Below are 17239 nucleotides of genomic sequence, written 5' to 3'. Positions count from 1 at the left end.
AGGGTCGCCGGGGTGCGGCGGCTGAGGCAGCATGGACGGGTGACGGAGACGATCGACGCGTTGGCGGGCCTGGTCGCCGCTGGTGGGGTCGTGGTGTTGAGTGGGGCCGGGTTGTCCACGGAGTCGGGTATTCCCGACTACCGGGGGCCGACGGGTGTGGCCCGCCGGCATCCGCCCATGACGTATCAGGCGTTCACCCGGGAGCCGGCGGCCCGGCGGCGGTACTGGGCGCGTAGTCACCTGGGGTGGCGGATGGTCGCGCGGGCGTCGCCGAACGACGGGCATCGGGCGGTGGCCCGGTTGCAGGCCGCCGGTCTGGTCGACGGGGTGATCACCCAGAACGTCGATGGTCTGCACACGGCGGCGGGTAGCACCGGGGTGGTGGATCTGCATGGCCGCCTGGACACGGTGGTGTGTCTGGGGTGTGGTGACCGCACGTCGCGGGAGGAGCTGGATCGGCGGTTGGTGGCGGCGAACCCGGGGTTCGACGCGACGGTCGCGGTGGTGAATCCGGATGGTGACGTGGAACTCGACGATGAGCGGGTGGCCGCGTTCCGGTTGGTCGACTGCACGCGTTGTGGTGCGGGGATGCTGAAACCGGACGTGGTGTTCTTCGGGGAGACGGTGCCCGCCGACCGGGTGTCGCGGTGTTTCGCGATGGTCGACGCGGCCCGGTCGTTGCTGGTGCTGGGGTCGTCGTTGACGGTGTGGTCGGGGCGGCGGTTCGTGTTGCGGGCGGCGAAACTGGGCACGGCGGTGGTGATCGCCAATCAGGGTGTCACCCGGGGTGACGGGTATGCGGCGCTGCGGGTGGATGCCCCGTTGGGGTGGGTGTTGCCGCAGGTGGTGCAGCGGGTGGTGGCGGGCGCGGACCGCGCTGCGGGTGACGGGGTCGGCGGGTCCGCCCCGGTGGTGGCGGTCACGCCCGTGGCGGGTTGATCTCCGCCCGGTGGGGTCGACCCGGGGGGTACGACATCCGCCGGTAACGGTGGCGCTGGTAGCGTTGACCATGCCGACACCACCCACGCGGGAGAGATCGCCCAGCAGTATCCGGGCGGCGCCGAAGGGGCAGATTCTCCCCGGAACCTCTCAGGCAGAAGGACCGCGACGGGCAGGCACTGTGGAGCGCCGTGCGGCGTGACTCAGGGGGAGGCCGATCCGTCGACCTCGCCCCGTGGAGTCTGGAGCGCACGCATGACCGCAGAACAGTTCGCCGACCGGCACATCGGTCCCGGCCCGGATGACGAGCGCCGCATGTTGGACGTCGTCGGGCACGGCTCGATCGACGAGCTGATGGACGCGGCGATTCCCGAGGTGATCCGGTGGCACGGCTCCCTGGATCTGCCGGCGCCGGCCACGGAGCGGGAGGCGATCGCCGAGCTGCGCGCGTTGGCGTCCCGCAACACGGTCGCGGTGTCGATGATCGGCCTGGGTTACCACGGCACCCACACCCCGGCGGTGATCCGCCGCAACGTGTTGGAGAACCCGGCCTGGTACACGGCGTACACCCCGTACCAGCCGGAGATCAGTCAGGGCCGGTTGGAGGCGCTGCTGAACTTCCAGACGATGGTGACGGACCTGACGGGGTTGGCGACGGCGAACGCGTCGATGCTCGACGAGGCGACGGCGGCGGCGGAGGCGATGACGCTGGCGCGGCGGGCGTCGAAGAGCCGCAGCACGGTGTACGTGGTGGACGCGGACGCGTTGCCGCAGACCGTGGCGGTGCTCGCGGGTCGGGCCGAGCCGCTCGGTATCGAGGTGCGGGTGGTGGACCTGGCCGTGGAGGAGTTGCCGGCGGAGTTCTTCGGTCTGCACCTGCAGTACCCGGGGGCGTCGGGTGCGGTGCGTGACCATGCGCCGCTGGTCGATGCGGCGCACGCGGTGGGGGCGTTGGTGACGGTGGCGGCGGACCTGTTGGCGTTGACGGTGCTGCGGGCGCCGGGGCGCATCGGGGTGGACATCGCGGCGGGCACCACGCAGCGGTTCGGGGTGCCGATGGGTTTCGGTGGGCCGCACGCCGGTTACCTGGCGGTGCGGGCCGGGTTGGAGCGGATGCTGCCGGGTCGGCTGGTCGGGGTGTCCCGGGACGCGGCCGGTGAGCCGGCGTACCGGTTGGCGTTGCAGACGCGGGAGCAGCACATCCGGCGGGAGAAGGCGACCAGCAACATCTGCACCGCGCAGGTGTTGCTGGCGGTGATGGCCGGCATGTACGCCGTGTACCATGGGCCGGACGGGTTGCGGCGGATCGCCGACCGGACCCGGGGGATGGCGTTGCGGTTGGCGGCGGGGTTGCGCGCCGGTGGCGTCGAGGTCGTCGACGGGGTGTTCTTCGACACGGTGACGGCGGTGGTGCCGGGTGGGGCGGCGCGGGTGGTGGCGGCGGCGCGGGAGCGGGGGGTGAACCTGCGGCTGGTCGACGCCGACCGGGTGGGGGTGTCGTGTGACGAGACGACCACCGGGGCGCACCTGGCGGTGGTGTGGGAGGCGTTCGGGGTGGATCCGGTCGTCGGTGACGTGGAGGTGGCGTTGCCGGCGGGGTTGGCGCGGGACACCGACTTCCTGTCCCATCCGGTGTTCCGCAGTCACCATTCGGAGACGGCGATGCTGCGGTACCTGCGCCGGTTGGCGGACTTCGACTACGCCCTGGACCGGGGCATGATCCCGTTGGGGTCGTGCACGATGAAGCTGAACGCGACCACCGAGATGGAGCCGGTGACGTGGCCGGAGTTCGCGCATCTGCACCCGTTCGCCCCGGATGAGCAGACCGCCGGTTACCGGGAGCTGATCGGGCAGTTGGAGGGGTGGCTGGCGGAGGTCACCGGGTACGACGCGGTCAGTGTGCAGCCCAACGCCGGGTCGCAGGGGGAGTTGGCGGGGTTGTTGGCGATCCGCGCCTACCACCGGGACCGGGGTGACACCCACCGGGACGTGTGTCTGATCCCGTCGTCGGCGCACGGCACGAACGCCGCGTCGGCGGTGATGGCCGGGATGCGGGTGGTGGTGGTCGCCTGTGACGCCGATGGCAACGTCGACCTGGTCGACCTCGACGCGAAGATCGACAAGCATCGGGACGCTCTCGCGGCGATCATGGTGACGTACCCGTCGACGCACGGGGTGTACGAGACGGGCATCGCGTCGTTGTGCGCGAAGGTCCACGACGCCGGTGGTCAGGTGTACGTCGACGGGGCGAACCTCAACGCGTTGGTCGGGTTCGCCAAGCCGGGCCGGTTCGGCGCGGACGTGTCGCACCTGAACCTGCACAAGACGTTCTGCATTCCGCACGGTGGGGGCGGGCCGGGGGTGGGTCCGGTGGCGGTGCGGTCGCACCTGGCGGCGTACCTGCCGGGGGACCCGTCGGGTGCCCGGGTGCAGGGGGCGCCGGCGATCTCGGCGGCCCGGTACGGGTCGGCGGGGATCCTGCCGATCCCGTGGGCGTACCTGCGGATGATGGGCGCGGCGGGGCTGGCCCGGGCGACGGGGGTGGCGGTGCTGGCGGCGAACTACGTGGCGGTGCGGCTGCGGGAGCACTTCCCGGTGCTGTACGCCGGCAACAAGGGCCTGGTGGCGCACGAGTGCATCCTGGACCTGCGTCCGCTGTCGAAGGCGACCGGGGTCAGTGTCGACGACGTCGCGAAGCGGCTGATCGACTACGGGTTCCACGCGCCGACGATGTCGTTCCCGGTGGCGGGGACGCTGATGGTGGAGCCGACCGAGAGTGAGGACCTGGCCGAGTTGGACCGGTTCTGCGACGCGATGATCGCGATCCGGGCGGAGATCGACCAGGTGGCGTCGGGACAGTGGCCGGCCGGGGACAATCCGCTGGCCAACGCTCCGCACACCGCGGCGATGGTGTCGGCCGACGAGTGGCCGCATCCGTATCCGCGGTCGGTGGGGGCGTACCCGGGTGGGGTGGACCGGGCGGGGAAGTACTGGCCGCCGGTGCGGCGGGTCGACGGCGCGTACGGCGACCGGAACCTGATGTGTTCGTGCCCGGCGCCGGAGGCGTTCGAGGGTTGAGGCGCGGTGCCGGGGCGGCGGACGTGCCGCCCCGGTGCGGCGACCGGGGAGGGCGGCCCCTGTCGGGGGGCCAGCCTGCGATGATGTGGCTGGTGACGCCGACGGACCGTGATCGGTCAGGCGACGAGGGCGTGCCGGGCCGGCCCGCGGTGCGGGGCGATGGTGCTGCCGTCGGGAAGGAGTTCACCGGTGTCCTCGAAGACGATGACACCGTTGCAGAGCAGGCTCCAGCCCTGCTCAGGGAAGCAGGCGATGACCCGGGCGGCGTCCCGGTCGGTCGCTTCGGCGGAAGGGCAGGTGATCTGGTGCTGACACATCGGGTTCTCCGGACTGTGGGGGCACTGTGTCATGGTTCACATGACCAGTGACGCACAGTACCAAGGGACAGCGCACCGGATCGAGCAGCCTTCGGTCATGTTGCCCCGAAATCCGCTGAACGGATGAGCAGGAATGGGCCACCCGGCGTGGAAACGCTCCCAACGGTGCCGGTCGACGTACCGGGGGTGCCGGCGCGGTGCCGCAGCGTGCTCGTCGAACGTGACCGCTTCGAGTGGCGGATCACCGACGGTGGTGACCCGGCCGCGCAGATCGCCGGTTTCCTCGCCGCGCACGGCCTGCCCGGCGACGACCTGACCCGCCCGGCGACCCACCGCACCGACGGCCCCTGCGGCGCCGCCCTGTTCGTCTCCGCCGCCGCCGGCGCCCGGATGGTCGGCGCACCCACCGGCGCGGCCAGCCCGGCACCGGACCTGCCCGACGTCGCCGTCGTCGTCTACGACCACGGCACCCGCCGCCCGCCCCCGACCGGGCCGGTGCCGGGGCACCTGCGGGTCGGCCCCTGGCGGGACAGCTGGACCCCCGGGCAGCACGCCGACGCGGTGCGCACCGTCCGGGCCGCCATCGGCCGCGGCGACGTCTACCAGGTCAACGTCGTCGGCCACGCCGCCGCCACCTACACCGGTGACCCGCGGCCCGCGCTGGCCCGCCTCGCCGGCCTGCCCGGCGCCCGCTACGGCGGCACCCTGCACGGCGACCGTTGGACGATCGGCTGTGCCTCACCGGAGACCCTCGTCGCCGTGCACGCCGGCCGGGTCGTCACCCGCCCGATCAAGGGCACCCGCCCGGCCACCGCCGCCGGCCGCCGCGAGCTGCTCGCCTCCGCCAAGGAACGCGCCGAACACGTCATGATCGTCGACCTGGAACGCAACGACCTGGCCCGGATCGCCCGCACCGGTTCGGTGACCGTCGACGACCTGTTCACCGTGCGCCGCTGGTGCGACCTGTGGCAGGCCGAGTCGACCGTGTCCGCGGCCCTCGCCGACGGGATCGGCCTGGCTGACCTGCTGCGCGCCACCTGCCCCGGCGGGTCGGTCACCGGCGCCCCGAAACACGCCGCGCTGGCGTTGGTCGCCGCCGTCGAACCCGTCGGCCGGGGCGCCGGCATGGGCGGGTTCGGCTGGATCGGCCCCGACCACCTCGACCTGGGCCTGACCATCCGCACCGCCGCCGCCGACACCGACCGGTTGCACCTGTGGGCCGGCGGCGGCATCACCTGGGACAGTGACCCCGACGCCGAGGTCGCCGAGGCCGCCGCCAAGGCCGCCCCGGTGCGTGCCCTGCTCGCCGCCGACTGACCACCGCACCGGCCGCTATGGTGGCCGCATGCACGTCGAGTACAGCGGCACCGGCGACCCCGCCCGCAGCCTCGCCCTGCTCTGGCGCACCCGCGAACGCACCAGCCGCAGCGGCGACCTGGGCGTCGACCGGATCGTCCGGGCCGCCATCGACGTCGCCGACACCGACGGACTCGCCGCGCTGTCCATGCGTCGGGTCGCCGAACGTCTCGGCGTGGGCACCATGTCCCTCTACACCCACGTGCCGGGCAAGGGTGAACTGCTCGACCTCATGCTCGACACCGTGCACGGCGAGACCCCCCGACCGGCGGACGTCCCGGGCGGCTGGCGGGACCGCCTGGAACGCGTCGCCCGCGACAACTGGGCGCTGTACCTGCGCCACCCCTGGCTGTTGCAGGTCGCCACCACCCGCCCACCCCTGGGTCCGCAGGTCACCGCACGCTACGACCACGAACTACGTGCCGTCGAGGGCATCGGCCTGACCGACCTGGAGATGGACGCCGTGATCACCCTCGTCGACTCCTACGTCCACGGCGCGGTACGCGGCGCGGTGGAAGCCGCCCAGGCCACCGCCCGCACCGGCCTCACCGACGAACAGTGGTGGCACGCCCACGCCCCCTACCTGGAAAAGGTGATGGACCCGGCCCGTTTCCCCACCGCCGCCCGGGTCGGCGCCGCCGCCGGACAGGAGTACCAGGCCGCCACCGACCCGACCCGTGCCTTCGACTTCGGACTGGCCCGCATCCTCGACGGTATCGCCGCCCTGGTGGCCGACCGGTGCGCCGGTCCACCGCCGCCGGTGACCCCCCGATAGCCTTCCGGGCATGACCGTACGCCCGATCAGGATCATCGGTGACCCCGTCCTGCGCACCGCCTGCACCCCGGTGACCCGCTTCGACACCGCCCTGCAGCAGCTCGTCGACGACCTGATGGACACCCTCACCGGCGAACCGGGCCGGGCCGGTGTCGCCGCCCCGCAGATCGGCGTCGACGCCCAGGTGTTCGTCTACGACGCCGACGGCCACCGCGGCCACCTGATCAACCCCACCATCGAGTTGTCCGACGAGACCCAGGACGACGACGAGGGGTGCCTGTCCATTCCCGGGCTGTACTTCCCGACCCGCCGGGCCCTGCACGCCACCGTGCACGGCGTGGACCGGCACGGCGACCCGCTGACCATCTCCGGCAGCGGGTTCCTCGCCCGCGCCCTGCAACACGAGACCGACCACCTCGCCGGTCGGCTCTACGTCGACACCCTGCGCGGTGACATCCGCCGCAAGGCGCTGCGGGAGATCCGCGCCGGCCGGTTCGACTCACCGAGCCGCCACCGCTGACCGGCCGGCTCAACCCGCCCCGCTGGTCAGCGTGTACTCACCGAACCGTGCCACCGTGGTGAAACCGAGCCGCCCGTAGAGGCGTACCGCCGTGGTGTTGTCGGCCCGCACGTTCAACGTCACGTGATCGACGCTGTCGCGTAGCCGGGCGCACAGCGCGGCGACGACCGCCTGGGCCAACCCCCGACCCCGCGCCTGCGGGCGGGTGGTCACGTTGCCCACCGCGGCCACCCGGTAGGTCGGCGACCACACGTGCACCCCGGCCACCGCGACCAGCTCACCACCCGCACGTACCCCCAGGTAGTGGCCGGTGTCGAGCATCCGCGGGTCGAACCAGTTACCGGGGTACGCGTCGGCGTACAGGGCCCGCAGCGCCGGCAGGTCCGCCCCGGTCAGCACCTCACCCGAGGTGGCGACCCCGGCCAGCCGACCCGGGTCGGTCAACGCCATCCGCAGGTGCGCCCCCGCCGGGGTGATCACGTACCGGCCCGCGAGGACCTGTTCCAGCCCGGGGGACAGGTGCGCGTACAGCCGGGCGGGCAGCACCGGGGCCAGTTCGTCGAGCAGCGCCGCCGCCGGCCGGTCCTCTTCGGCGGCGAACAGCAGCAGCACCGGCTGTGCCGCCCCGTGGTAGAGCAACGCCACCTGCTCACCCCGACGGAACCACGACGTGTAGGGCCAGAAGAAGTCGTCCAGGTCACCCAACTGGTAGGCGTGCAGCACCGGATCGCGCCGCAGCAGCCCGGCCAGCACGGCACGGTCGTGTTCGGCGCGGACCGGCACCGCTCAGCAACGACCTGCGGGAAGGTTCTCGTCGGCCCAGCGGGCCAGCTCGTCCAGCGCCGGCAGCAGGGCGGCGCCCCGACCGGTCAGCTGGTAGCTGACCCCCAGCGGGGGGCCCTCCCGCACGGTGCGGCTGACCAGGTCGACCCGGGCCAGCTCACCGAGGCGGTCCGACAGCACCGACTCGCTGATCCCCGGCAGTGCCCGGGCCAGCTCGGCGAAGCCCGCCGGCCCCTGGGCGAGGGTGCCCAGGATCATGCCGTTCCACCGTTTGCCCAGGAACGCGAACGCCCGGGACAGCCCCCCGGGACAGGCGCGGGGCCCGTCGTCGATCGGGGAGCACGTCGTCATAAGCCCAGCATACGTGGTCCGTAACTCACCCTAGCCACTTCGAAAAAACTAGCTGCTACTGTGGTCGCAGCAATCGCCGATCCGACCGGAGGACACCATGACCGACGTACTGCCCAACCACCTGATCACCCTCGACCCGCAGGCCCAGGCCCAACTGTTCACCGAAGCCCGCACCGCCAACACCTTCACCGACACCCCCGTCAGCGACGAACAACTCCACGCGATCTTCGACCTCGCCAAGTACCCACCCACCGCCATGAACGTCCAACCCCTGCGGGTGCTGTTCGTCCGCCCCGGCGAAGGCCGCGACCGCCTCCTCACCCACGTCGCCGAAGGCAACCGCACCAAAACCGCCACCGCCCCCGTCGTCGCCGTCCTCGCCGCCGACACCAACTTCCACGAACACCTCGACACCGTCTTCCCCATCCGCCCCGGCATGCGCGAACACTTCGCCGCCGACCCCACCGTCCGCGACGGCATGGCCCGCTTCAACGCCGGCCTCCAGGTCGGCTACTTCCTGCTCGCCATCCGCGCCGCCGGCCTCGCCGCCGGACCCATGGGCGGATTCGACGCCACCGGCGTCGACAACGAATTCTTCACCGACACCGGCTGGAAGTCCCTGCTCCTGGTCAACATCGGACACCCCGGCCCCGACGCCTGGCACCCCCGCCTGCCCCGCCTCGACTACGACACCGTCGTCCGACACGCCTGAACCACCCCAGACCCACCAGTGGCTGGCCCGCCGAGCACCCACCCGCTCAGCCGGCCAGCCACTGGTCGTAACCCAACCGCACCACCAACGCCACCACCACCACCAGCAACACCACCCGCACGAACCCCGCACCCCGCCGCAACGCCATCCGCGCCCCCACCGCCGCCCCCGCCACGTTGCACACCGCCATCGCCAACCCCAACCACCACCACACGTGCCCCGTCACCGCGAACACCACCAACGCCCCCAGATTCGTCCCCGCGTTGACCACCTTCGCCATCGCCGAACCACCCAGAAAATCCGCCCCCACCAACACCGTGAACGCCACCACCAGGAACGTCCCCGTCCCCGGCCCGATCAACCCGTCGTACAACGCGATACCCACCCCCGCCACCCCCACCGCCGCCACCACCCGCACCCGGGTCCGCCGCGCCGGCACCGCCACCGTCCCCAACCGCGGCCGCAACACCACGAACAACGCCACCCCCACCAACACCACCAACACCACCGGCCGGTACGCCCCCGCCGGCACCACCCCCGCCAACGCCGCACCCACCCCCGCACACCCCACCGCCAACACCGCCGCCGGACCCGCCACCGCCCAATCGACCCGCGTGCGCCGCGCGAACGTCACCGCCGCCGTCGACGTACCCGCGATCGCCGCCAACTTGTTCGTCCCCAACGCCGTCGCCACCGGCACCCCCGGCGCCGCCACCAACAACGCCGGCAACAACAACAACCCACCCCCACCGACCACCGCATCCACCCACCCCGCCAGGGCAGCCGCAGCCAGCAGAGTCGTCAACGACACAGGATCCACGGCCGGCCATTCTCCCCACCCCACCCGGCCACCCGCCCGCTCAAGTGGCCCACCTCACCGCCCACGTCGCCGCCGCAGCCACACCCCCACCACACCCAACGCCACGAACACCAACACCGAACAACACAACAACTTGATCATTCGGTAACTGTGCCACGGACGTAGGGTGCACAGGTGCGCCTGGCGACCTTCAACCTGCTACACGGCCGCTCCCTGACCGACGGGCTCGTCGACCCCGCCCGGCTCACCGCCGCCGTCCACGCCCTCGACGCCGACATCCTCGCCCTCCAGGAAGTCGACCGCGACCAGTCCCGCAGCGGCCACCACGACCTCACCACCCTCGCCGCCCAGGCCCTCGACGCCCCCGAACACCGCTTCGCCGCCGCCGTCGTCGGCACCCCCGGCGAACACTTCCGCCCCCTACGCCACGACGACGACGGCCACGGCGAACCCTGCTACGGCATCGGCCTGATCAGCCGCCACCGGGTCCGCAGCTGGCACGTCACCCGCCTCAACCCCGCACCCGTCCGCTCACCCATCTACGTCCCCGGCCCCGGCGGCGGCCTCATCCTCCTGCGCGACGAACCCCGCGTCGTCCTCGCCGCCGTCCTCGACACCCCCCACGGCCCCCTCACCGTCGCCGCCACCCACCTGTCCTTCGTCCCCGGCTGGAACGCCCACCAACTCCGCCGCGCCGTCCGCGCCCTACGCGCCCTACCCGCCCCCCGCATCCTCCTCGGCGACCTCAACCTCCCCGCCGGCCCCGCCCGCCTCCTCACCGGCTGGCAACCCCTGGCCCGCCGCCCCACCTACCCCGCCACCGCACCCCGCGTGCAACTCGACCACATCCTCGCCGACCCCCACGACCGGCACCTCCTACCCCCCGTCACCGCCACCGACAACCCACGCTCCACCATCTCCGACCACCGCCCCCTCGTCGTCGACCTCGGCTGACCCACCACCGGTCACCCCCGACCCGCAGCCCGCTGCGCCGCCCGCAACGCATTACGGAACAGCATCGCCACCGTCGTCGGACCCACCCCACCCACCCGAGGCGTGATCGCCCCCGCCACCCGCGCACACGCCTCGTCCACATCCGGCAACAACCGGCGACCCGCATACCGCACCCCACCACCCACCACCACCGCACCCGGACGCACATGCTCCGGCCGCACGATCCCCGGCACCCCCACCGCCGCCACCAGAATCTCCGCCCGCCGCGTGTACCGCGGCCAGTCCGCCACCCCCGTGTGCACCACCGTCACCGCCGCATTCGCCGTCGGCCGCTTCTGCGCCAACAACATCGCCAACGGACGACCCAACGTCGCACCCCGACCCAGCACCACCACCTCCCGCCCCGCCACCGGCACCCCGTGGAACGCCAACAACGCCTCGATCCCCGCCGGCGTACACGGCAACGGCCCCGGCAACCCCAACGCCAACCGGCCCATGTTCACCGGATGCATCCCGTCCACGTCGGAATCCGGATCCAACACCTCCAACGCCCGGTCGTAATCCAGATGCCCCGGAACCGGATGCTGCACCAACACCGCATGCACCCCGGCATCGTCGTTGAGATCCCGCAACACCCGATGCAGATCCGCCTGCGTCGCCGACCCCGGCAACCGCACATGCGGCGACGCGAAACCCAACTCCGCCGCCTGCCGGGACTTGATCCGGATATACCCGACACTCGCGTCGTCGTCACCGACCAGCACCGTCGCCAACGACGGCACCACCCCGACCGCCCGCAACGCCGCCACCCCCTCGGCGACCTCGGCGAGAATCCGCTCCGCCACCGGCCCACCCGGCAACAACCGGGCCGTACCAGACGTGGGGGAGGGGCAAGAGGAAACAGACATGGCGCACCTCGACCACGAAGGCCCAGGCGGTCGACCTCCGCGACGAGCTCCCCGATGGTTGACCCATCCCCGTGCCGCCAGTCGCATCCACCCCCACCATGCCACACCCCACCGCCCACCGGGCCCCGCCACCCCACACGCGCCGGGCCCGGCCGCCACACGACGACCGGGCCCCACTGACCGACCTGCTACGAGACCGTGATCTGCGCGACCCCACCAGCCGGATTGCTGATGATGCCGACCATCGACCGACGACACGACCCGATGACCGGATCGTTCGCACACCCCGGGGCGCTGTAGTCCACCGCCACCACCTGGATCCGGTGATTGGCCACCGTCGGCGAGTAGTTGAACGGCGAACCCACCGGACAGCTGCTGCCACTCCACTGCGAACCCAACAGACCCAGATCCGTCCAGACACCCCCGGCGTCCATGTCGTTGATCCAGATGCGCAGCGGCCGCCGGTCGTTGTGACAGTTGTACGTCAACAACGTCCGCACCCCCGTCGCCCCCGAATCCGGCGGCGTGACCATCGCATCACCCGACCAGATCAGGTTGACCCCCCACGGCCGGCTGCCATACACCACATAGTCGTTACGGCTGCGATTGAACAACGCCTGACCACCCGCCGTGGTGATCACGTTCCACTCGTAGACCGCAGTGGCCGACCAGACCAGGTCGATGCCCCAGCTCTGCGCACCCCACCGCAGGTAACCCCCGCCCGGAACCCGCAACGCCACCTTCGTGGTGTTCGTGATCGGCGCGTTCGTCGGCAGACCCTCCCCGTACACCTCCCACCGCGAATTCGGCCAGTCGGTCCAGTTCAGATTGATGCCGTAGTCGCGCTCCGCGTACCGCAGCGCCTTGAGACCATTGCTCTGGTTACGCATCGGGCCGTACCCACCACTCCACGTCGGCAGGCCCTCCCAGTCGACGACCGCACTCGGCGGCGTCGCCAACACACCCGACCCCGCCGACACCGGGACCGCTGACACACCCGACCCCGCCGACACCGGGACCGCTGACACACCCGACCCGGCCGACGCCGGCACCGCACCGGTCAACCCGGCGAGGACCACCGCCACCAGCAGGCAGAGCACTCTGTGAACACGGGACATGTCTCCTCCGAATCAGGACACCAGCACGGACACCCCTAACGGCGTTCCACCCCGTGCCACCCCGTTCCGGCCCCCTCAGTACGCCGCACCCACCTCCTCCGGCGCCCCCCGCGCAATCGCCGCCAGCAACGCCACACTGCCCCGCAACGTCTCCACATCCGGCGACGACGTCGACAACCGCACCGCATCCGGCACCGGCACCCCCACCACCGCATAGTCGGCCGCCGGACTGATCACCACCCGCTGCCGGGCCGCAGCCGACACGAACGCCCCCGTCGACCACCCACCCGGCAACCGCCACCACACGTGGTACGACCGAGGATCAGCACGCACGTCGAACCCGGCCAGCACCTCCGCCACCACCGCCTGCCGCAACCGCGCGTCCTGCTGCTTGAGCCGCACGATCCGCTGCGCCGTACCATCAGCCAACACCGCCGTCGCACACGCCAACGCCACACCCGGCACCCCCCACGTACCGGAACGCACCGCCGCCGCGACCCGCCCGGCCAACCCCGCCGGACACACCAGCAACCCCAGATTGAGCCCCGCACCCACCCGCTTGGACAAACTGTCCACCAGGATCGTCTGCTCCGGAGCATGCGCGGCCAACGGCAACTCCTCGTCGTGCAGAAACGAATTGATCCGATCCTCGATCGCGACCAGACCCAACCGCGCGAGCCGCCCACCCAACTCGATGCGCCGCGCCGCCGACATCGTCACCCCCAACGGGTTGTGCAACGTGGGCTGAAGGTAGACCGCCGCGAGCGGCGCCCGACGATGCGCCTGCTCCAACGCCGACGCACTCAACCCCTCCCCATCCATACCGATCGGCACCAACGTCACACCGTGCCGCGCCGCGATCGTCTTCACCACCGGATACGTCAACTCCTCCACCCCGAGCCGCTGCCCCGGCGCCACCAACGCCACCATGGCCGCCGCGATCGCCTGCCGCCCACTACCGGTGAACAACAACCGCTCAGAGTCCACCACCCACCCCGGCCGGGACAGGAAGGACGCACCGACCCGCCGCGACTCCCGCGACCCGGTCACCGGCACCGGATGCATCGCCGCCTCCAGGCCCGCCGGTGCCAACACCCGCCCCAACGCCCGCGCCACCATCGACGACTGCCCCGGCAACACCGGAAAGTTGGCCTCCAGATCGACCAGGTCCGCGTCCCCCGACCGCACCGAGAAATCCACCACGAACGTGCCCCGACCCACCGCCCCGGCCACCAGACCCCGCCGCGCGAGCTCCTGATAGACCCGGGCCGCCGTCGACACCGCCATCCCGTGACGCCGGGCGAACTCCCGCTGGGGCAGCAGCCGCTGCCCCGGCCGCATCCGCCCGGACCGGATATCAGCCGCCACCGCATCGGCCACCAGCCGGAAATCGTCCCGCACCGTCACCCCTCACCTCCACCGAACCCTGCCCGCACCGCGCCCCCGCAACACCTCCGAGCAATCCGACCACAACCTCGGTGCAATCAACAGACACCCAGCCACGCAAAACCCCCCAATGTCGGATTCCCGGCCGCGAACGCAGTTGACGCCACCAACCAAACCGATGCGAGACTCACCTCAATCACCCCATTGACTCGGTTCATTGAGAGGTGTGACCCGTGAGGACACCCACCACATCCACCCACCCCACCGAACTGCTACGCCGCGCCACCGATGCCCTGTGGACCGACGGCGACCTCACCACCAGCCGCATCCACTTCGACGCCGCCTACCGCGCCGCAGAAGCCACCGGCGACCACCACACCCGCACCCTCGCCGTCACCGGCATGGGCGGCCTCTGGGTCCACGAACACCGCACCACCAGCGACGCCACCCTCCTGCTCCACCGCCTCCACCACGCCATCGCCACCACCGACCCCCACACCCCCCTCGGCATCCGACTACGCGCCCGACTCGCCGCCGAACAGGACTACCGCACCGCCACCCACAACGACACCCTCACCCTCGTCACCCAGGCCCGCGCCACCGGCGACCCCGTCGCCCTCACCGAAACCGCAAGCCTCGCCCACCACTGCCTCCTCGGCCCCGACCACACCCGACTACGCCACGAACTCAGCCAGGACGCCCTCACCGCCGCCCTCGCCACCGGCCGCCCCAGCGACCTCACGGTCGCCCTCCTCTGGCGCACCGTCGACCAGTTCCTCGACACCGACCCCCAAGCCGAACGCAGCCTCGCCGAACTCCACACCCACCTCACCCACCACAACCACCTCGCCGTGTCCTACGTCGCCCACGCCATCGACGTCATGCTCACCATCCGCGCCGGCAAACTCACCGAAGCCCGCGCCCGCGCCGCCACCTGCGCCCAACGCGGCACCACCGCCGGCGACGCCGACACCACCGGCTGGCACGGCGCCCACCTCACCACCATCGCCTGGTACCAAGGCCACCTCGCCGACCACCTCCCGATGCTGCGCGCACTGGCCGTCTCACCCACCCTCAGCACCGTCGACCACTCCTACCAGGCAGCACTCGCCGTCGCCTCCGCCCTCGCCGGACACCGCCGCGAAGCCACCGCCGCCCTCGCCCGCCTCCACGGCAACGACCTCACCACCCTGCCCCGCTCCAGCAGCTGGCTCGTCACCCTCCACGGCATCGTCGAAGCAGCCCACCTCCTCGACGACGGTCACCTCGCCACCGAGGCATACGACCTCCTCACCCCCTACGCCGACCGACCCATGCTCGCCAGCCTCGCCATCACCTGCTTCGGCAGCACCCAACACACCCTCGGCACCGCCGCCCTCACCGCCGGGGAAACCGACCGCGCCATCACCCACCTCCACGCCGCAGTACACGACAACCTCAGACTCGGCCACCTCCCCGCCGCCACCCTCTCCCGCGCCCGACTGGCCCAGGCCCTCGACCAACGCTCCGGCCAACACGACCGCCGAGAAGCCGAACGACAACGCCAACTCGCCCACACCGACGCCACCGAACTCGGCATGACCCTCCCCACCCCACCACCACGCCCACACACCCCCCACCGCCCCCACATCCGATGCCACCGCCACGGCCGACACTGGCAACTCACCCTCGGCCACCGCACCGCCACCATCGACGACTGCGTCGGCGCCCGATACCTCGCCATCCTCATCGCCAACCCCGGACACGACATCCCCGCCATCCAACTCGCCGGCGACGCAGCGGACACCACCACCGACCGCCAACCCGTCCTCGACGACACCGCCAAACGGGCCTACCGGCGACGACTACGCGACCTCGACACCACCATCGACGAAGCCGACAACGCCCACGACCCGCACCGCGCCGAACAGGCCCGCACCGAACGCCAGTGGCTCATCGACGAACTCGCCGCCCGCACCGGACTCCACGGTCGCGACCGCACCTTCACCGGCAACACCGAACGGGCCCGCATCGCCGTCGGCAAGGCCATCCGCCGCGCCCTGGACCGCATCACCACCAGCGACCCCGTACTCGGCGACCACCTACGCACCACGATCAGCACCGGCACCCGCTGCTCCTACCGCCCGAGCTGATCCGACACCAACCCCACCAACACCCGGTTCGTCCGGTTCGACCGCACCGCCGCCCGTTGCTGACCCGCCGTCACCTCGATGTACGTCTGCGACGACGCCAACGACGCGTGCCCCAACAACCGCATGATCTCCGCCGCCCCCGCCCCGTCCTCGGCCAACCGGGTGGCGAACGTGTGCCGCAACGCGTGCAACCGGGCCCCCGCCGGCACCCGGTCGGTGATCCCCGCCCGCCGGTAACAGGAATCCACCAGGTACTGCAACCCGCCCCGACGCAGCGGATCACCCTGCCGGTCAACCAACAACACCCCGTCCGGGCGTACGCTGCGCGCCCCGAACCGCCGCCGCCGACTGTCCAGGTAGGCCGACACCACCTCGTCCAACTCCGGCTCCACCGGCACCACCCTCGGCCGGCCACCCTTACCGGCCACCGCCACCCGCCGCTCACCGGCCCGCCCCGACACCGACGACACCCGCAACGCCAGCAGCTCCGCCAGGCGCAGCCCCGCGCACAACGCCAACGCCAGCACCGCGACGTCCCGCTCCGGCCACGGATCACGCTGCCGCCCGTCCTCCCGCGACACCGACGCCAGCAGCAACTCCGGGGTGTCCTCACCGCGCAACGGCTTGGGCTGGGGGAGCGGGGTACGGGGACGCCCCACCGCCGGCATCGGGTTGCCCGCCACCACCTGCTCGGCCACCAGGAACGAGAAGAACCCGTTCCAGCTCGACCAGGCCCGGTGCACCGACGCCGCCGCCCGGGGTGCGGCGAACCGGGCGAACGCCGCCCGCATCACCCGGGGGGAGAGGGCGGAGATCATCAGGGCGTCCAGGGGCAGGGCAGGGGAGTGCTCCGCGCCGGCCAACGCCGCGACGCTGCGCAGGTCCCGCCGGTAGGCATCCTGGGTGTGCGGGGAGGGCTTACGGGTGGCCCGCGCGGTCAGGAACTCCTCGATGAGTCGTTCAACCGATTCGTGCCGAATGTCATGCATAAGGGATATTATGCAGCTTTCTCGGGTTCATGGCCACCGGGAAGGGGAGTGGCGCGCGGGACGCATGCCGTCGGGCGGATCCCGGCCACACGCTGCCGAAA

The 17239-nt window shown here is 71.8% G+C and carries 16 protein-coding genes and 2 riboswitches; of the genes, 8 read left to right on the top strand and 8 right to left on the bottom strand.

All coding sequences use genetic code 11. The annotated features are described in order from the left end of the window. Positions 1-39 precede the first annotated feature (39 nt). On the top strand, positions 40-939 hold the full coding sequence (locus AB0K25_RS22015) for an NAD-dependent protein deacetylase (RefSeq protein ID WP_308290744.1): 900 nt from the start codon (positions 40-42) through the stop codon (positions 937-939). A 78-nt stretch (positions 940-1017) separates the two neighbouring features. Then, positions 1018-1115: riboswitch (glycine riboswitch) on the top strand. Between the two features lie 79 nt (positions 1116-1194). Continuing rightward, complete coding sequence (gene gcvP, locus AB0K25_RS22010; RefSeq protein ID WP_363822348.1) at positions 1195-4017, top strand: aminomethyl-transferring glycine dehydrogenase; 2823 nt, start codon at positions 1195-1197, stop codon at positions 4015-4017. Between the two features lie 116 nt (positions 4018-4133). Here the strand turns inward: gcvP and AB0K25_RS22005 are convergent, their stop codons facing one another. Beyond that, positions 4134-4334, bottom strand: coding sequence for a DUF5999 family protein (locus AB0K25_RS22005; RefSeq protein ID WP_067311530.1), 201 nt, complete (start codon positions 4332-4334; stop codon positions 4134-4136). 123 nt (positions 4335-4457) lie between these two features. On the opposite strand from AB0K25_RS22005, the gene AB0K25_RS22000 reads away from it, so the two are divergent. Genes AB0K25_RS22000 through def form a run of 3 tightly spaced genes read left to right on the top strand, consistent with a single transcriptional unit; the run spans position 4458 to position 6985 of the window. Next, positions 4458-5651 (top strand): chorismate-binding protein, encoded by a 1194-nt coding sequence (locus AB0K25_RS22000; RefSeq protein ID WP_363822345.1) that lies wholly within the window; start codon positions 4458-4460, stop codon positions 5649-5651. A 28-nt stretch (positions 5652-5679) separates the two neighbouring features. Continuing rightward, on the top strand, positions 5680-6465 hold the full coding sequence (locus AB0K25_RS21995) for a TetR/AcrR family transcriptional regulator (RefSeq protein WP_219462062.1): 786 nt from the start codon (positions 5680-5682) through the stop codon (positions 6463-6465). Positions 6466-6475: 10 nt separating this feature from the next. Further along, positions 6476-6985 carry a peptide deformylase gene (gene def, locus AB0K25_RS21990; protein ID WP_219462061.1) on the top strand — a complete coding sequence of 170 codons (510 nt, stop codon included), beginning with the start codon at positions 6476-6478 and terminating at the stop codon, positions 6983-6985. Positions 6986-6994: 9 nt separating this feature from the next. Here the strand turns inward: def and AB0K25_RS21985 are convergent, their stop codons facing one another. Both AB0K25_RS21985 and AB0K25_RS21980 read right to left on the bottom strand, forming a co-directional pair. Continuing rightward, entirely contained in the window at positions 6995-7768 is a 774-nt protein-coding gene (locus AB0K25_RS21985; protein ID WP_363822341.1) for a GNAT family N-acetyltransferase, read from the bottom strand. Between the two features lie 3 nt (positions 7769-7771). Continuing rightward, entirely contained in the window at positions 7772-8119 is a 348-nt protein-coding gene (locus tag AB0K25_RS21980) for a helix-turn-helix domain-containing protein (protein WP_208565914.1), read from the bottom strand. Positions 8120-8216: 97 nt separating this feature from the next. Here AB0K25_RS21980 and AB0K25_RS21975 point away from each other — a divergent pair, with 97 nt between their 5' ends. Beyond that, positions 8217-8831 (top strand): malonic semialdehyde reductase, encoded by a 615-nt coding sequence (locus AB0K25_RS21975; protein ID WP_208565915.1) that lies wholly within the window; start codon positions 8217-8219, stop codon positions 8829-8831. 46 nt (positions 8832-8877) lie between these two features. On the opposite strand, the gene AB0K25_RS21970 is transcribed toward AB0K25_RS21975, so the two are convergent. Further along, positions 8878-9636, bottom strand: a complete 759-nt coding sequence (locus AB0K25_RS21970; RefSeq protein ID WP_363822338.1) for a TSUP family transporter — start codon at positions 9634-9636, stop codon at positions 8878-8880. Positions 9637-9825: 189 nt separating this feature from the next. On the opposite strand from AB0K25_RS21970, the gene AB0K25_RS21965 reads away from it, so the two are divergent. After that, positions 9826-10605, top strand: a complete 780-nt coding sequence (locus AB0K25_RS21965; RefSeq protein WP_357533427.1) for an endonuclease/exonuclease/phosphatase family protein — start codon at positions 9826-9828, stop codon at positions 10603-10605. Between the two features lie 11 nt (positions 10606-10616). Here the strand turns inward: AB0K25_RS21965 and AB0K25_RS21960 are convergent, their stop codons facing one another. The 3 genes from AB0K25_RS21960 to AB0K25_RS21950 all read right to left on the bottom strand — a co-directional run bounded on the left by AB0K25_RS21960 (position 10617) and on the right by AB0K25_RS21950 (position 14032). Next, positions 10617-11513 carry a tetrahydrofolate dehydrogenase/cyclohydrolase catalytic domain-containing protein gene (locus AB0K25_RS21960; protein ID WP_357533429.1) on the bottom strand — a complete coding sequence of 299 codons (897 nt, stop codon included), beginning with the start codon at positions 11511-11513 and terminating at the stop codon, positions 10617-10619. 13 nt (positions 11514-11526) lie between these two features. Further along, a riboswitch (ZMP/ZTP riboswitch) is annotated at positions 11527-11608 on the bottom strand. A 93-nt stretch (positions 11609-11701) separates the two neighbouring features. Continuing rightward, complete coding sequence (locus AB0K25_RS21955) at positions 11702-12631, bottom strand: hypothetical protein (RefSeq protein WP_219462055.1); 930 nt, start codon at positions 12629-12631, stop codon at positions 11702-11704. 75 nt (positions 12632-12706) lie between these two features. Then, complete coding sequence (locus tag AB0K25_RS21950; protein ID WP_219462053.1) at positions 12707-14032, bottom strand: PLP-dependent aminotransferase family protein; 1326 nt, start codon at positions 14030-14032, stop codon at positions 12707-12709. 218 nt (positions 14033-14250) lie between these two features. Here AB0K25_RS21950 and AB0K25_RS21945 point away from each other — a divergent pair, with 218 nt between their 5' ends. Beyond that, the gene (locus AB0K25_RS21945) at positions 14251-16149 is read left to right on the top strand and encodes a hypothetical protein (RefSeq protein WP_219462051.1); all 1899 of its coding nucleotides are present in this window, start codon (positions 14251-14253) and stop codon (positions 16147-16149) included. Here the strand turns inward: AB0K25_RS21945 and AB0K25_RS21940 are convergent. Then, positions 16134-17138: a tyrosine-type recombinase/integrase gene (locus AB0K25_RS21940; RefSeq protein WP_219462049.1), complete on the bottom strand. Its 1005-nt coding sequence runs from the start codon at positions 17136-17138 to the stop codon at positions 16134-16136. The genes AB0K25_RS21945 and AB0K25_RS21940 overlap by 16 nt on opposite strands. Between the last annotated feature and the right edge of the window lie 101 nt (positions 17139-17239).

Source organism: Micromonospora sp. NPDC049257, assembly GCF_040678915.1.
In the GTDB taxonomy this organism is placed as follows: domain Bacteria; phylum Actinomycetota; class Actinomycetes; order Mycobacteriales; family Micromonosporaceae; genus Micromonospora; species Micromonospora antibiotica.
The sequence above is the reverse complement of the archived record's forward strand: the minus strand, read 5'-3'. Positions and strand labels throughout refer to the sequence as shown.

What these genes read in the sequence shown, in the direction of transcription:
- AB0K25_RS21995 (WP_219462062.1), top strand. Translation starts at nt 5,680, where the DNA reads ATGCACGTCGAGTACAGCGGCACCGGCGACCCCGCCCGCAGCCTCGCC.
- AB0K25_RS21960 (WP_357533429.1), bottom strand. Translation starts at nt 11,513, where the DNA reads ATGTCTGTTTCCTCTTGCCCCTCCCCCACGTCTGGTACGGCCCGGTTG.
- AB0K25_RS21975 (WP_208565915.1), top strand. Translation starts at nt 8,217, where the DNA reads ATGACCGACGTACTGCCCAACCACCTGATCACCCTCGACCCGCAGGCC.
- AB0K25_RS21940 (WP_219462049.1), bottom strand. Translation starts at nt 17,138, where the DNA reads ATGCATGACATTCGGCACGAATCGGTTGAACGACTCATCGAGGAGTTC.
- gcvP (WP_363822348.1), top strand. Translation starts at nt 1,195, where the DNA reads ATGACCGCAGAACAGTTCGCCGACCGGCACATCGGTCCCGGCCCGGAT.
- AB0K25_RS22005 (WP_067311530.1), bottom strand. Translation starts at nt 4,334, where the DNA reads ATGTGTCAGCACCAGATCACCTGCCCTTCCGCCGAAGCGACCGACCGG.
- AB0K25_RS22000 (WP_363822345.1), top strand. Translation starts at nt 4,458, where the DNA reads ATGAGCAGGAATGGGCCACCCGGCGTGGAAACGCTCCCAACGGTGCCG.
- AB0K25_RS21980 (WP_208565914.1), bottom strand. Translation starts at nt 8,119, where the DNA reads ATGACGACGTGCTCCCCGATCGACGACGGGCCCCGCGCCTGTCCCGGG.
- def (WP_219462061.1), top strand. Translation starts at nt 6,476, where the DNA reads ATGACCGTACGCCCGATCAGGATCATCGGTGACCCCGTCCTGCGCACC.
- AB0K25_RS21955 (WP_219462055.1), bottom strand. Translation starts at nt 12,631, where the DNA reads ATGTCCCGTGTTCACAGAGTGCTCTGCCTGCTGGTGGCGGTGGTCCTC.